Origin of the sequence: Klebsiella sp. ZJOU C1 (genome assembly GCF_035620215.1) — a bacterium.
GTDB classification, from domain to species: Bacteria; Pseudomonadota; Gammaproteobacteria; order Enterobacterales; family Enterobacteriaceae; genus Klebsiella; species Klebsiella variicola.
Window position 1 is genome coordinate 1,060,946 of sequence record NZ_CP141644.1, and the last position, 14,098, is coordinate 1,075,043.

Sequence of the window (14,098 nt, forward strand, 5' to 3'; positions counted from 1 at the left end):
AGCCTCGTCACAACTTAAGGGTTAACCACGGTACGAAACGCCAGCTTGCCATCTTTAACTTCGTTGATGACCGCGCTGCGAATGGCATCGCCGTTCTGTAACGTCAGCGTGCCGGTCACGCCCTGGAAATCTTTGGTGGCGCGGATTTTTTCATTCACGCAGACCCGATCGTGGGGATCGCTGCACTGGTTCATGGCGTTGACGATGACGTTATAGGCGTCCGCCGCCATTGCGCCCCAGGTATGGGTCGGCTGCTGGTATTTGGCTTCCCAGGCTTTGATGAAGGTTTCCCCGGCCGGGGTCTGCTCTTTGGCGTTCGGCGAGTAATAATCGGTGGTCATATAGCCGTTGACCGCGTCTTTACCGACATCGAAGAAGACCTGATCCGCGGCCAGACCGTCGCCGCCCACCACCGGTTTGTTGAGCCCCAGTTGTTTAGACTGCACGGCAATCAGCGCCCCTTCGGTGTAGTAGATCGGCATGTAAATCATGTCGACATTCTTCGCCTTGACGCTCGCCAGCTGGGCTTTAAAGTCCTTGCTGCCGCCCGGGGCCTGTACCTCGATGGGAATGGTGCCGCCGTTTTTCAGGAACTGGGTGCGGAACGCTTTCGCCAGGCCGACGGAGTAGTCGTTGCTGCTGTCAAACACGATGGCGGCGGTTTTGGCTTTCAGATCGCGGGAGGCCAGATTGGCCCCGACCACCCCCTGGAAGCTGTCCGAGAAACAGACCCGGCTGACGTACGGATGGTTACGGGTGACGCGGTCGTTGGTGGCGGTGGAGGAGACCAGCGGCGTTTTGCTGTCGTCGGCGATCTTGGTCATCGCCAGGGTGTTGGAGGAGGTGACTTCCCCGATCACGGCATCCACTTTATCGCTGGAGACCAGGCGCTGCATGGCGTTGGCCGCTTCGACTTTGTCGCTTTTATCATCGATAACGATAAGCTTGATGGTATCGCCATTTTTTAACGTCGGGGTGATGGCCTGAATAATGTCCAGCCCTTTCTGCGACGGCTGGCCGTAGCCGCTGAGGGCGCCGCTCAGGGGTAATACCACCCCGATTTTAATTTCCGCTGCCTGCGCGCTGCTGGCGCCGACCAGCGCGGCAACCAGCGTGGCCATTAAAGACGCTTTCCCGGAAAACGATTTCATGGGTATTTCTCCGTCGGTCGATTATTTATCTTTAACCATCAATGACTGCATAACATTGAGGAATAATTCGCCAGCGTGTCCGACGAATTATTGGCTGTTATGTTGAATAGATAACGAGATATATACCCTAAATAATTCGAGTCGCATGAAGGCGGCAAGTGAGCGAGTCCCCAGGCGCTTACAGAAGTAAGTGACTGGGGGGAGAGAACGCAGCCAACGCACATGCAACTTGAAGTATGACGGGTATTTTTAATGCGCTGATTTACCTTACAACGTCCGTTTCGTTTTTACTCATGCAATATTCTTATTACCTGCTGGGAGGGGCATAAGGCTGATGACAACACGGTTTTTGCTACGGTGAACGCATTTTGCCGGGTGGCGACTGGCGCCTTACCCGGCCTGAAAAATCCACCATATAAACCGGTTGAACGGTTTGCGCAGGCCCGCGCAAGCGAAGCGCCGTCGGGCAATTTCAGCGCGCACCCGAATATAATATTCAGGTGCGCCGGTAGTATTAAAATTTATTCTGCTGCTGGTGTGACTTATTCTTTTAAAGGGGGCAATGGTTTTATTTTTCCATGCAGCGCCGGATTATCACTTTCATCTTTTAACTGCACGCCGGTGACGCGGCGTAAAAAAGCCTGCTCCAGCAGCCAGGCCAGTTTAAAGGCGGCGGCGTCATGGCTTAATCCCTCCGGACGAATATTGGAGATACAGTTGCGCTCAGATTCCAGACGCTGACGATGGGGCTGCCAGGTGAGGTAGACGCCGAGGCTGTCCGGCGAGGAGAGACCCGGTCGTTCGCCAATCAGGATCGCCACCGCGCGGGCTTTCAGGGTTTCGCCAATATCATCCCCCAGCGCCACCCGCGACTGATGCGCCAGCACTACCGGCGCCAGGCCGATACCCAGCGTTTGCAGATAGGGCAGCAGGGCGCGGATCAATGGCACCGCCTGGCGCTCTACCGCCCAGGAAGAGAGGCCATCGCCGATTACCAGCAGCAGATCGGCGGGGCGGACGCCGCTGGCGGCGAGGTCGGCGCGGCTTTCGTCGGCGAGCTGCCGCCCGAGATCCGGACGCCGAAGATAGGTGTGACGGTCCGGCGCGGCGCTGCGCACCGTCAGGGCGTCGAGGCCGAGCGCCGCCAGCGGCGCCACCAGCTGCTGGCTGGCGAACGGTTGATGAATGGCATCCCGCGCTCTGGCGTGGGCCAGACCAAAGTTGAGAACTTCGCGGGTCGGCAGGCTGGCGCCGCTGCGCCCCAGGGCGATCCGCGCATCGGTAAATTCACGCAGCGGGTTCCAGGCATCGGGACGGTTCATACAGGGGCTCCTTGCGGCAGAACGGACAACAGCGGATGGCGGGCGTCAGTGAGCCGCAGCGCGCCGTGCGGATCGATAATTTGCATCTTCGCCAGCCAGTCGGCGAACTCCGGGGCATGTTTTAAGCCAAGCAGGCGACGGGCGTACAGCGCGTCATGGAACGAGGTGCTCTGGTAATTGAGCATGATATCGTCCGCTCCGGGCACACCGATCAGGAAGGTGAGCCCGGCGGTGCACAGCAGAGTCAGCAGGGTGTCCATATCATCCTGATCCGCTTCCGCGTGGTTGGTATAGCAGACGTCGCAGCCGATCGGCAGGCCCATCAGCTTGCCGCAGAAATGATCCTCCAGCCCGGCGCGAATAATCTGCTTGCCGTCGTAGAGATACTCCGGACCGATAAAGCCGACCACGGTATTGACCAGTAGCGGTTCAAAGTGACGGGCGACGGCGTAGGCCCGCGCCTCACAGGTCTGTTGATCGACGCCGTGGTGGGCGTTGGCCGACAGGCAGCTTCCCTGGCCGGTCTCAAAATACATCACATTGTTGCCGAGGGTACCGCGCCTGAGGCTGAGGGCCGCCTCGCGGGCCTCCTGCAGCATGGCAAGATTGATGCCGAAGCCGCTGTTGGCCGCTTCGGTTCCCGCCACCGACTGAAACACCAGATCCACCGGCGCGCCGCGCTCAATCAGCTGCAGCGTATTGGTGACATGGGTCAGAATGCAGGACTGGGTGGGAATGGCGAAGCGCTGAATAATATCGTCCAGCATGACGTTCAGCTGCGCCAGCACCGGTAAGCTGTCGCTGGCCGGGTTGATGCCGATCACCGCGTCCCCGGCGCCGTACAGCAGCCCGTCGAGCATACTGGCGGCGATGCCTTTCAGGTCGTCGGTAGGATGGTTGGGCTGCAGGCGTACGCTGAGGTGGCCGGGCAGGCCGATGGTGTTGCGAAAGCGCGTCACCACCTGGCATTTGCTGGCGGCAAGGATCAGATCCTGATTGCGCATCAGCTTACTGACCGCCGCCGCCATCTCCGGGGTGATGGCGCGGGCGACCCGCTGCAGCGTGGCGGTATCGGTAGCATCATCCAGCAGCCAGTCGCGAAAATCGCCGACCGTCAGATGGCGCAGGTCGGCAAAGCCCTGCGCATCATGGGTGTCGAGGATCAGGCGAGTCACTTCGTCCTGCTCGTAAGGGATAAGCGGGTTGTCGAGAATGTCGGTCAGCGGCACCTCGGCGAGGGCCATTTTCGCCGCCATCCGCTCTTCGGCTGAGGTGGCGATAACCCCTGCGAGGGCGTCGCCGGAGCGGGCTGGCGACGCTTTCGCCATCAACGTTTTCAGACTATCAAAGCGCCATACCTGGCCCGATAGCGTGGTTTTATACATGCCGCCTCCTCAGGAGACCGTGCGCAGTTGAGGATCCACTGGCGCCCGTTCACGGGCCGCTGCGGTTTTGCGGAACCACAGGTAGCCGCCGAGCATCATCGCCGCGAAAATCAGCGCCAGCAGCAGGTTATACCAGACCATCGCCACCAGGCAGAGCACCGCCATGCCGAGGGCAAAGGCCGGCGCCAGCGGGTAGAGCGGGGCGCGGAATGGGCGGATCAGCTTCGGCTCGCTACGGCGCAGTTTGAACAGCGCCGCCATGGAAGTGATATACATAACAATAGCCCCAAATACCGACATAGTGACGATACAGGCGGTCAGCGGCATGCCGCTGATGGTGATCAGCGAGTCGGAGAAGATCGCGGCGATACCGACCACCCCGCCGGCGAGGATCGCCAGATGTGGGGTGCGGGTGCGGCGGTTGAGGGTCGCCAGCCCGGCGGGCAGATAGCCGGCGCGGGCGAGGGAGTAGATCTGCCGCGAATAGCCCATAATGATGCCGTGGAAGGAGGCGACGAGGCCAAACAGCCCCAGCCACACCAGCATATGCAGCCAGCCGCTGCCATTGCCCACCACCGTCTTCATCGCCTGGGGCAGCGGATCGTTAATATTGGACAGCGCGCGCCAGTCGCCGACGCCGCCGGCGAAGACCATCACGCCGATCGCCAGCACCGTCAGCGTCAGAATGCCGCCGCCCAGGGCGCGCGGAATGGTGCGCTGCGGATCTTTGGCTTCTTCGGCCGCCATGGAGGCCCCCTCAATGGCGAGGAAGAACCAGATGGCGAACGGAATGGCGGCGAACATCCCCGGCAGCGCCAGGCCGCTGAAGCTTTCCGCGCCCGCCCAGCCGTTAGTGGTGAAGTGGCTCCAGGAGAAGCCGGGCGCGACCACGCCCATAAACACCAGCAGCTCGAAGATGGCCAGCAGGGTGACGATCAGCTCAAAGGTGGCGGCAATGCCGACGCCGAGAATATTGAGCGTCATAAAGATCACGTAAGCGCCGCAGGCGACCCATTTCGGATCCAGTGCCGGAAACTGCACGTTGAGGTAGGCGCCGATGGCCATGGCGATGGCCGGCGGGGCGAAGACGAATTCAATCAGGGTGGCAAAACCGGCGATAAAGCCGCCGGTGGGCCCGAAGGCGCGGTAGGCATAGGCGAAAGGGCCGCCAGCGTGCGGGATGGCGGTGGTCAGCTCGGTAAAGCTGAAAATAAAGGCGCAGTACATCGCGGCGACCGCCAGGGCGACGACCATAAACCCCATCGTGCCCGCCTGCGACCAGCCGTAGCTCCAGCCGAAGTACTCCCCGGATATCACCAGTCCGACGGCGATCCCCCATAAACGAAAACTGCCGAGCGTTCTTTTTAAGGTGGTGGTTTGCTCTGTCATACGTGTTGCCTCGCCAGATAGAAAGGTTCTGAACGACAGGCTGCAAAGAGAGTGCCAGAACGTGGTCCGTCGCGATGAGGCGTCAGCGCGTGGCGCGCCCGCTGGCGCTGCGCAAAAATGGGGCAGGCTGCACGCTGTCGGCGCGTGCCCTGGTGCAGCGGCTTTGCTTTTTCCGCGGCGGCACGGTATAACACTTCTTCTTTTGGATGTTTAGATGTCTATACGTTTATACGCATCATGACCCGGGCAAGCGGGCTGGCGTGAGAAAATAAAATGCAAAGCACAACACAACAACAAGGTGGGCAACTGAAGCGCACCATGAAAACGCGCCATCTGATCATGCTGTCGCTCGGCGGCGTGATTGGCACCGGCTTATTTTTTAATACCGGCTATATCATCTCCACCACCGGCGCGGCCGGGACGCTGCTGGCGTATCTGATTGGCGCCCTGGTGGTCTGGCTGGTGATGCAGTGCCTCGGTGAATTGTCGGTGGCGATGCCGGAGACCGGCGCCTTCCACGTTTACGCGGCGCGCTATCTTGGCCCGGCGACGGGCTATACCGTGGCGTGGCTCTACTGGCTAACGTGGACGGTGGCGCTGGGTTCGAGCTTCACCGCGGCGGGTTTCTGCATGCAGTACTGGTTCCCGCAGGTGCCGGTCTGGATCTGGTGCGTGGTGTTTTGCGCGGTGATCTTCGGCCTTAATATCATTTCGACGCGCTTCTTCGCGGAAGGCGAGTTCTGGTTCTCGCTGGTGAAAGTGATCACCATCATCGCGTTTATTATTCTCGGCGGCGCGGCCATTTTCGGCATCATTCCGATGCAGGATGGCTCGCCGGCGCCGGGCCTGCACAATATCACCGCCGAAGGCTGGTTCCCGCACGGCGGCCTGCCGATCCTGATGACCATGGTGGCGGTGAACTTCGCCTTCTCCGGGACGGAGCTTATCGGCATTGCCGCCGGAGAGACGGAAAACCCGCATAAGGTTATTCCGGTCGCCATCCGCACCACCATTGCCCGGCTGATTATTTTCTTTATCGGCACCGTGTTCGTGCTGGCGGCGCTGATCCCAATGCAGCAGGCGGGGGTGGAGAAAAGCCCCTTCGTGCTGGTGTTTGAAAAGGTGGGCATCCCTTACGCGGCGGATATTTTCAACTTTGTGATCCTGACGGCGATCCTCTCGGCGGCTAACTCCGGCCTGTACGCTTCCGGGCGGATGCTGTGGTCGCTGTCGAACGAGAAGACGCTGCCGGCCTGCTTTGCCAAAGTCAATAAACGGGGCGTGCCGGTGACCGCGCTGTCGGTGAGTATGCTGGGCGGCGTGCTGGCGCTGTTCTCCAGCGTGGTGGCGCCCGATACGGTGTTTGTGGCGCTGTCGGCGATCTCCGGTTTTGCGGTAGTGGCGGTGTGGTTGAGCATCTGCGCCTCGCACTTTATGTTCCGCCGCCGCCATCTGCAGCAGGGTAAGGCGCTGAGCGATCTGCAGTATCGCGCTCCCTGGTATCCGGTGGTGCCCGTTCTGGGGTTTGTGCTGTGCCTGGTGGCCTGCGTGGGCCTCGCCTTTGACCCGAGCCAGAGAATTGCGCTGTGGTGCGGGATCCCCTTTGTGGCCCTGTGCTATGGTGCCTGGTATCTCACTCGTTCACGGAATATGACTCAGGAGTCCCAACATGTCGCAGACTAACCCGTTCACTGCTCTGCTTGCCGCCCAGCCTTATGTCCTGCTGGACGGCGCCATGGCCACCGAGCTGGAGGCCCGCGGCTGCGATCTGGCCGACAGCCTGTGGTCGGCGAAAGTGCTGCTGGAGAACCCGCAGCTGATCCGCGATGTGCATCTCGACTACTTTCGCGCCGGGGCGCAGGTGGCGATCACCGCCAGCTATCAGGCCACCCCGGCGGGCTTTGCCGCGCGCGGGCTGGATGATGCGCAGTCCCGGGCGCTGATCGGCAAAAGCGTCGAACTGGCGCGCAAAGCGCGCGAGGCGTACCTCGCCGAGAACCCGCAGGCCGGCACGCTGCTGGTGGCCGGTTCGGTAGGGCCGTATGGCGCGTTTCTCGCCGACGGCTCGGAGTATCGCGGCGATTATCAGCGCAGCGCGGCAGAGTTCCAGGATTTCCACCGCCCGCGCGTCGAAGCCCTTCTGGATGCGGGCGCCGACCTGCTGGCCTGTGAAACCCTGCCGTCATTTGCTGAGATCCAGGCGCTGACGGCCCTGCTGCAGGACTATCCCCGCGCCCGCGCCTGGTACTCTTTCACGCTGCGCGACGCCGAACATCTCAGCGATGGGACGCCGCTACGCGAGGTGATGGCTGCCCTGGCGGATAACCCGCAGGTGGTGGCGGTGGGCATCAACTGTATCGCCCTGGAAAATACGCCCGCGGCGCTGGCGCATCTGCACAGCCTGACGGCCCTGCCGCTGGTGGTCTATCCTAACTCCGGCGAACATTATGATGCGGTGAGCAAGACCTGGCACCATCATGGCGAAGCCTGCGCCACCCTGGCGGATTATCTGCCGCAGTGGCTGGCGGCCGGGGCGAAGCTGATTGGCGGCTGCTGCCGCACCACGCCGAAGGATATCGCCGCGCTTAACGCGAAGCGCTGAGTTTTTTGCCGGGTGGCGCTGCGCTTACCCGGCCTACACTTTGCGCGATCCGTCGCCGCCACCCGGCGCCAACCATCTGCCACTCACCAACCGCTCAAAACCAACTATCCTTTCCCGCTTTTGTTCTAAAAACGATTCGCTATTAGCCAGAATTTTTAATTACTTCATCTCCCTCCTGATGCCGGAAATACTGCACCTATAACAACTCAGGGGAAGCAGACATTATGGCATTCACATCGCGAATTACTCTTCTGGCGGCGCTGGCTGTCGCCGCCTTCCAGGCGCAGGCGGTCAACGTGACAGTGGCGTATCAAACCTCCGCTGAGCCGGCGAAAGTCGCCCAGGCGGACAACACCTTCGCCAAAACCAGCGGCGCGACCGTCGACTGGCGGAAATTCGACAGCGGCGCCAGCGTGGTGCGTGCCCTGGCCTCCGGCGATGTGCAGATCGGCAATATCGGCTCCAGCCCGCTGGCGGTGGCCGCCAGTCAGCAGGTGCCGATTGAAGTGTTCCTGCTCGCTTCAAAGCTCGGCAACTCCGAAGCGCTGGTGGTGAAAAAAAGCATTACCAAACCGGAAGATCTGATCGGCAAGCGCATCGCCGTGCCGTTTATCTCCACCACCCACTACAGCCTGTTGTCGGCGCTCAAACACTGGGGCATCAAGCCGGGCCAGGTGCAGATTATTAACCTGCAGCCGCCGGCGATTATCGCCGCCTGGCAGCGCGGGGATATCGATGGCGCTTACGTCTGGGCGCCAGCGGTTAACGAACTGGAAAAAGAGGGCAAGGTGCTGACCGATTCCGCGCAGGTTGGGGAGTGGGGCGCGCCGACCCTCGACGTTTGGGTGGTCCGTAAGGACTTCGCCGAGCAGCATCCGGAGATCGTCAAAGCCTTTGCTAAAAGCGCCATCGACGCCCAGCAGCCCTACATCGCCAACCCGGAAACATGGCTGAAACAGCCGGACAACATCAGCAAGCTGGCGCGCCTGAGCGGCGTGCCGGAAGCCGATGTCCCCGGGCTGGTGAAGGGGAACACCTACCTGACCGCCGCTGAGCAGGCGCAGGCGCTGAATGGTCCGGTCAATCAGGCCATCGTCGATACCGCGCGCTTCCTGAAAGAGCAGGGCAAAGTGCCCGCGGCGGGAACCGATTATCGTCAGTACGTCACTGACCGTTTCGTGAAGTAAAGGAGGCGGCGATGCTGCAAATCTCGCATCTTTCCGCCGACTACGGCGGTAAACCGGCGCTGGCGGATATCAACCTGACGCTGGAGAGTGGGGAGCTGTTGGTGGTGCTGGGGCCGTCGGGCTGCGGTAAAACTACCCTGCTAAACCTGATTGCCGGATTCGTGCCCTATCAGCACGGCAGCATCACCCTCGAAGGTCAGCGGGTGACCGGGCCGGGCGCAGAGCGCGGCGTGGTCTTCCAGAACGAAGGCCTGCTGCCGTGGCGCAATGTGCAGGATAACGTGGCGCTGGGCCTCCAGCTGGCGGGCGTGGATAAAGCGCAGCGCCGGCAAGCGGCGGCGCAGATGCTGAAGAAGGTGGGTCTCGAAGGGGCGGAAAAACGCTTTATCTGGCAGCTGTCCGGCGGTCAACGCCAGCGGGTGGGCATCGCCCGGGCGCTGGCGGCGAATCCGCAGCTGTTGCTGCTGGATGAGCCCTTCGGCGCGCTTGACGCCTTTACCCGCGAGCAGATGCAGACATTGCTGCTGAAACTGTGGCATGAGACCGGCAAACAGGTGCTGCTGATCACTCATGACATTGAAGAGGCCATCTTTATGGCCACCGAGCTGGTACTGCTGTCGCCGGGGCCGGGACGGGTGGTGGAGCGGCTGCGGCTTGATTTTAGCCGTCGCTTTGTCGCGGGCGAATCCTGCCGCAGCATCAAATCCGACCCGCGGTTTATTGAACAGCGGGAATACATTCTGAGCCGGGTGTTTGACCAACGGGAGGCTTTCTCATGAGCGTGGTACTGAACGACAAACCGCGTCAGACGACGCTGAAGTGGCGCTGGCCGCTCTCCCGTCAGCTCACCCTCAGCGTGGCGACTCTGGCGGTATTGCTGGCCGTCTGGTGGGCGGTCGCGGCGCTGCAGCTGATTAGCCCGCTGTTTCTGCCGCCGCCGGGCCAGGTACTGCAAAAGCTTATCACCATCGCCGGGCCGCAGGGTTTTATGGATGCGACGCTCTGGCAGCATCTGGCGGCGAGCCTGACGCGGATCGTCATCGCCTTGCTGGCGGCAGTGCTTATTGGCGTACCGGTGGGGATCGCCATGGGGCTCAACTCGACGGTGCGTGGGATCCTCGATCCGCTGATCGAACTCTATCGTCCGGTGCCGCCGCTGGCCTACCTACCGCTGATGGTGATCTGGTTTGGCATCGGTGAAACCTCGAAGATCCTGCTGATCTACCTGGCGATTTTCGCGCCGGTAGCCATGTCGGCGCTGGCAGGGGTAAAAAGCGCGCAGCAGGTGCGCATTCGCGCCGCCCGTTCGCTGGGCGCCAGCCGGGCGCAGGTGCTGTGGCTGGTGATCCTCCCCGGCGCGCTGCCGGAGATCCTCACCGGGCTGCGCATTGGTCTCGGGGTGGGCTGGTCAACGCTGGTGGCCGCTGAGCTGATCGCTGCCACCCGCGGATTAGGATTTATGGTGCAGTCTGCCGGCGAGTTTCTCGCCACCGATGTGGTGCTGGCGGGGATCGCGGTGATTGCCATTATCGCCTTTTTACTGGAACTGGGTCTGCGCGCGCTGCAGCGTCGCCTGACGCCCTGGCATGGAGAAGTACAATGAGTGAACGTCTGAGCATTACCCCGCTGGGGCCCTATATTGGCGCGCAGGTGACCGGGGCGGATTTAACCCGTCCGCTGAGCGACAACCAGTTTGAACAGCTGTATCACGCGGTGCTGCGTCATCAGGTAGTATTCCTGCGCGAGCAAAATATCACCCCGGCGCAACAGCGCGACCTGGCTCTGCGGTTTGGCGACCTGCATATCCATCCGGTCTACCCTCACGCCCCTGGCGTGGAAGAGATTATCGTCCTCGATACCCACAACGATAATCCGCCGGATAATGACAACTGGCATACCGATGTCACCTTTATCGACACGCCGCCCGCCGGCGCCATTCTGGCGGCGAAAGAGCTGCCGACGACCGGCGGGGACACCCTGTGGACCAGCGGCATTGCCGCCTGGGAAGCGCTGTCAGAACCTTTCCGGCAGCTGCTGAGCGGCCTGCATGCCGAACATGATTTCCGCAAATCGTTCCAGGAGTATAAGTACAACAAGACCGAAGCCGAGCATCGGCGCTGGCAGGAAGCGGTGGCGAAGCATCCGCCGCTGCTGCACCCGGTAGTGCGTACCCACCCGGTGACCGGCAAGCAGGCGCTGTTCGTTAATGAAGGGTTTACCACGCGAATTGTCGAGGTGAGTGAGAAAGAGAGCGCAGCGCTGCTGAACTTCCTGTTTGCTCATGTCACTAAACCGGAGTTTCAGGTGCGCTGGCGCTGGCAGCCGAACGATGTCGCTATCTGGGATAACCGGGTGACCCAGCATTACGCCAACGCCGACTATCTGCCGCAGCGGCGGATCATGCACCGGGCGACGATCCTCGGCGATAAGCCGTATTACCGGGCGGGGTAAGGCTTGTATCAGCCGCGAGTCGCGGAGAAAAGCGGATGCTGCATTGCCCGCTGCTTCCCGGAGGCGGCGCCTGACGCAGCTTTTCCGGGCGACCGATCCGTCGGAAACGGTGAACCGTAGCCCGGCTAAGGCGCAACGCGCCGCAAGCCGGGAAAAAGCGTTTATGCCGATTTTTGCGCACCCAGATGCGCGCCAATATAGCGCTGATAGCGATTGGCCTTCAGGTAGGTGAGATCCACCAGCACCAGACCATCCACGCAGTTATTGAAATCCGGATCGCTGCCGAAATCGATAAACTGCACGCCGCCCGGCTCGCACACTTCCGAGTACTGCTTATACAGCGGCGGGATCGCGCAGCCGAGATTGCCGAGCAGGGACTTCAGCCGGGCCAGGTCGTCGTTGTAATCCTCCCCGCCAAACTGCGCCAGCACGTCGGGCAGCGACGCCGGATAAGGTCGACGCGACTCCGCCAGCGGATGCGTCGCCGGGAACCACAGCCGGTAGAACGCCACCAGCAGATCGCGGGCGGCGGGCGGCAACCCGCCAGAAATCGACACCGGACCAAACAGATAGCGATAGTGCGGATAGCGCGCCAGATAAGCGCCGATGCCTGACCACAGGTAGTCCAGCCCGCGACGCCCCCAGTAGCGCGGCTGGATAAAGCTGCGCCCCAGCTCAATGCCGTGCTGCAGGACATCGTCCATCCGCCCGTCGTAATGGAACAGGCTGTAACTGTAGATCCCTTCCAGGCCGCGCTCTGCCAGCTGGATGGCCGTCGGCATAAAGCGGTAAGCGCCGACGATTTCCAGATCGTCTTCATCCCACAGGATCAGATGCAGATAGTCGTCGTCATACCCGTCGATATCCCGCCGTTTGCCGCTGCCTTCCCCGACCGCGCGGAAGGCGATTTCCCGCAGGCGTCCCAGCTCGCGCAGCAGCGGCGCGTCCTCCTGGCCGTTGCGCTGCCAGAGGTAAATCACTTTGCCGTCGGTGGTGCGGCCCAGGCATTCGGTCTTGTGCAGTTCGCGTTTGAGCAGCGCCCGGTCTTCCGGACGGGCGATGGCGCTTGCGGTTTTAAACCGCCCCGGCAGCCCTTTGCGCAGCTGTTCAAGGTGCTGATAGCAGCGGCCGGTAAGCTCGCGAGCGCTGGACTTGGCATCGAACCAGCTCGACCAGGGGATCTGCTGGCCGATGCGCACCGGCAGGCTGCTGTTGCGCCGGCGAAACATCTGCTGCATCAGCAGGAGCAGCGGCAGGTTGTCGGAGACCAGCGTGCTGGCGTAAAACAGGGCGCTGTTGTGGGCGTTAATCCACGCCGGCAGCAGCGGGGCGCGATATTTTGCCGCCAGCTTAATAAAGCCGGAGTGCCATTTTTTATCGCGGATACCGCGACGGGTGAGGCGGGAGACTTCCCCCGCCGGGAAGAAGATCAGCACCCCGCCGGCCTGCAGCTGGTGATCCATCTGCTGCAGCGCCGCTTTAGCGGTGCGGCCATGAATATTATCTACCGGGATAAACAGCGAGCTCAGGGGCTCAAGGTGGGTGAGCATGCGGTTGGTGACCACTTTGACATCGCGGCGCACGCGGGATACCGCATACAGGAGCGCCAGGCCGTCGAGGGTGCCGGTGGGGTGGTTGGCGATAATGACCAGCGGGCCATATTCGGGGATTTGTTCGAGATCGTGCGCCGGGATGGCGCAGCGGATATTGAGGTATTCCAGTACCTGTTCGACCGTATCAAGCCCCTTCAGGTGGCGATGACGATCGGCAAATTGTTGAAACTCTTCCTCATAAAACAGCTTTTTTAACAGTTTCTTTTGCCAGGGGGCGGGCCTCGCCTGAGGCCACAGGTCATCGAGTACGTTGTCGAGACTAAACATAGTGGCTCCTCCTCCGTCCTGCCCAGACAGTAGAAGGTGGAGATGTCGTTCAGATTACAGTTGGGTGAAGTTTCGGTCGCAGCGGGGGAGGTTTCCCGGATAGCGGCTAACGCCTCATCCGGGCTACGGTTGGCGCCGATTTGTAGCCCCGGTAAGCGTCAGCGCCACCGGGGAGAGGCTATCGGCGTTCACCGCAGCTAAGATCAAAGCTATCGCCAGCCAAATTTGGGGGATATAGCCCGCGCTGGACATCGCGATGAAAGGTTGAAAATGGCCAATCGATCACCCGGGTGACCCAGCCATGCTTAAGTGGATTGATATGGATGTAATCAACGTGTCGGCGGTAATCATCTTCATCGCGTATGGCATGCTCCCAGAAGCGCGGTTGCCAGAGGGGTTGTCGTTTTAACGTTCTGCTAAAACAGCCTTTGATATCTCACCAGCGTGAAGAAAAATCGTCATCATTATGAGGTAGTGTCCAGATGCAATGCAGATGTTCAGGCAACACCACCCAGGCATCAATAATAAAGGGGCGATGTTGTTTAACAACGGCGACAGAGTAGCGCAATAATTCTATGTTTTCAGTTAGGTGCATGCTTCTACGGTCTTTAAGGTTAACAGTGAAGAACCAGGTTCCCCCCTTAATGTAATAACGTCGATAAGCCACCACAGGATCTCCTGGAATTCGGTATTTATGATGTGGTTTAACACGTTAGAAGGCGAAATCCGGT

13 protein-coding genes and 1 pseudogene are annotated in these 14,098 nt (G+C 60.9%); 8 read left to right on the plus strand and 6 right to left on the minus strand.

The annotated features are described in order from the left end of the window. Window positions 1–14 precede the first annotated feature (14 nt). Window positions 15–1,121 carry an ABC transporter substrate-binding protein gene (locus SPE70_RS04955; RefSeq protein ID WP_004147267.1) on the minus strand — a complete coding sequence of 369 codons (1,107 nt, stop codon included), beginning with the start codon at window positions 1,119–1,121 and terminating at the stop codon, window positions 15–17. Between SPE70_RS04955 and SPE70_RS04960 the strand changes: the two genes are divergently transcribed. Continuing rightward, window positions 1,114–1,257, plus strand: a complete 144-nt coding sequence (locus SPE70_RS04960; protein WP_042929599.1) for a hypothetical protein — start codon at window positions 1,114–1,116, stop codon at window positions 1,255–1,257. The two genes, SPE70_RS04955 and SPE70_RS04960, sit on opposite strands and share 8 nt — an antisense overlap. Window positions 1,258–1,693: 436 nt before the next feature. Here the strand turns inward: SPE70_RS04960 and eutC are convergent, their stop codons facing one another. Genes eutC through eat form a run of 3 tightly spaced genes read right to left on the minus strand, consistent with a single transcriptional unit; the run spans window position 1,694 to window position 5,247 of the window. Then, on the minus strand, window positions 1,694–2,473 hold the full coding sequence (eutC, locus tag SPE70_RS04965; protein WP_008805326.1) for an ethanolamine ammonia-lyase subunit EutC: 780 nt from the start codon (window positions 2,471–2,473) through the stop codon (window positions 1,694–1,696). After that, window positions 2,470–3,858 (minus strand): ethanolamine ammonia-lyase subunit EutB, encoded by a 1,389-nt coding sequence (locus SPE70_RS04970; protein ID WP_060876164.1) that lies wholly within the window; start codon window positions 3,856–3,858, stop codon window positions 2,470–2,472. Before SPE70_RS04970 ends, eutC begins: the two co-directional genes overlap by 4 nt. A gap of 9 nt (window positions 3,859–3,867) precedes the next feature. Then, window positions 3,868–5,247, minus strand: coding sequence for an ethanolamine permease (gene eat / locus SPE70_RS04975; RefSeq protein ID WP_008805328.1), 1,380 nt, complete (start codon window positions 5,245–5,247; stop codon window positions 3,868–3,870). 74 nt (window positions 5,248–5,321) lie between these two features. Here eat and SPE70_RS04980 point away from each other — a divergent pair, with 74 nt between their 5' ends. From SPE70_RS04980 to tauD, 7 genes are all read left to right on the plus strand, one after another. Continuing rightward, window positions 5,322–5,438, plus strand: coding sequence for a hypothetical protein (locus tag SPE70_RS04980; RefSeq protein WP_012542728.1), 117 nt, complete (start codon window positions 5,322–5,324; stop codon window positions 5,436–5,438). Between the two features lie 82 nt (window positions 5,439–5,520). Further along, window positions 5,521–6,930, plus strand: a complete 1,410-nt coding sequence (mmuP, locus tag SPE70_RS04985; RefSeq protein WP_008805329.1) for an S-methylmethionine permease — start codon at window positions 5,521–5,523, stop codon at window positions 6,928–6,930. Next, a complete protein-coding gene (mmuM, locus tag SPE70_RS04990) occupies window positions 6,917–7,849 on the plus strand; it encodes a homocysteine S-methyltransferase (protein ID WP_008805330.1) in 933 nt (310 codons plus the stop codon). Before mmuP ends, mmuM begins: the two co-directional genes overlap by 14 nt. Before the next feature lie 224 nt (window positions 7,850–8,073). Further along, complete coding sequence (gene tauA, locus SPE70_RS04995) at window positions 8,074–9,036, plus strand: taurine ABC transporter substrate-binding protein (RefSeq protein ID WP_008805331.1); 963 nt, start codon at window positions 8,074–8,076, stop codon at window positions 9,034–9,036. 11 nt (window positions 9,037–9,047) lie between these two features. Continuing rightward, entirely contained in the window at window positions 9,048–9,815 is a 768-nt protein-coding gene (gene tauB / locus SPE70_RS05000; RefSeq protein WP_004893960.1) for a taurine ABC transporter ATP-binding subunit, read from the plus strand. Continuing rightward, entirely contained in the window at window positions 9,812–10,639 is an 828-nt protein-coding gene (tauC, locus tag SPE70_RS05005) for a taurine ABC transporter permease TauC (RefSeq protein ID WP_008805332.1), read from the plus strand. The genes tauB and tauC overlap by 4 nt, the downstream gene beginning before the upstream one ends. After that, entirely contained in the window at window positions 10,636–11,487 is an 852-nt protein-coding gene (gene tauD, locus SPE70_RS05010) for a taurine dioxygenase (RefSeq protein WP_004144604.1), read from the plus strand. Before tauC ends, tauD begins: the two co-directional genes overlap by 4 nt. 161 nt (window positions 11,488–11,648) lie before the next feature. Here the strand turns inward: tauD and SPE70_RS05015 are convergent, their stop codons facing one another. Both SPE70_RS05015 and SPE70_RS05020 read right to left on the minus strand, forming a co-directional pair. Beyond that, the gene (locus tag SPE70_RS05015; protein WP_136047492.1) at window positions 11,649–13,367 is read right to left on the minus strand and encodes a bifunctional ornithine lipid synthase OlsF; all 1,719 of its coding nucleotides are present in this window, start codon (window positions 13,365–13,367) and stop codon (window positions 11,649–11,651) included. A gap of 178 nt (window positions 13,368–13,545) precedes the next feature. Continuing rightward, window positions 13,546–14,037 (minus strand): annotated as a pseudogene (locus tag SPE70_RS05020) (REP-associated tyrosine transposase). Between the last annotated feature and the right edge of the window lie 61 nt (window positions 14,038–14,098).

What these genes read in the sequence shown, in the direction of transcription:
- SPE70_RS04955 (WP_004147267.1), bottom strand. Translation starts at nt 1,121, where the DNA reads ATGGCCACGCTGGTTGCCGCGCTGGTCGGCGCCAGCAGCGCGCAGGCA.
- eutC (WP_008805326.1), bottom strand. Translation starts at nt 2,473, where the DNA reads ATGAACCGTCCCGATGCCTGGAACCCGCTGCGTGAATTTACCGATGCG.
- SPE70_RS04970 (WP_060876164.1), bottom strand. Translation starts at nt 3,858, where the DNA reads ATGTATAAAACCACGCTATCGGGCCAGGTATGGCGCTTTGATAGTCTG.
- eat (WP_008805328.1), bottom strand. Translation starts at nt 5,247, where the DNA reads ATGACAGAGCAAACCACCACCTTAAAAAGAACGCTCGGCAGTTTTCGT.
- SPE70_RS04980 (WP_012542728.1), top strand. Translation starts at nt 5,322, where the DNA reads ATGAGGCGTCAGCGCGTGGCGCGCCCGCTGGCGCTGCGCAAAAATGGG.
- mmuP (WP_008805329.1), top strand. Translation starts at nt 5,521, where the DNA reads ATGCAAAGCACAACACAACAACAAGGTGGGCAACTGAAGCGCACCATG.
- mmuM (WP_008805330.1), top strand. Translation starts at nt 6,917, where the DNA reads ATGTCGCAGACTAACCCGTTCACTGCTCTGCTTGCCGCCCAGCCTTAT.
- tauA (WP_008805331.1), top strand. Translation starts at nt 8,074, where the DNA reads ATGGCATTCACATCGCGAATTACTCTTCTGGCGGCGCTGGCTGTCGCC.
- tauB (WP_004893960.1), top strand. Translation starts at nt 9,048, where the DNA reads ATGCTGCAAATCTCGCATCTTTCCGCCGACTACGGCGGTAAACCGGCG.
- tauC (WP_008805332.1), top strand. Translation starts at nt 9,812, where the DNA reads ATGAGCGTGGTACTGAACGACAAACCGCGTCAGACGACGCTGAAGTGG.
- tauD (WP_004144604.1), top strand. Translation starts at nt 10,636, where the DNA reads ATGAGTGAACGTCTGAGCATTACCCCGCTGGGGCCCTATATTGGCGCG.
- SPE70_RS05015 (WP_136047492.1), bottom strand. Translation starts at nt 13,367, where the DNA reads ATGTTTAGTCTCGACAACGTACTCGATGACCTGTGGCCTCAGGCGAGG.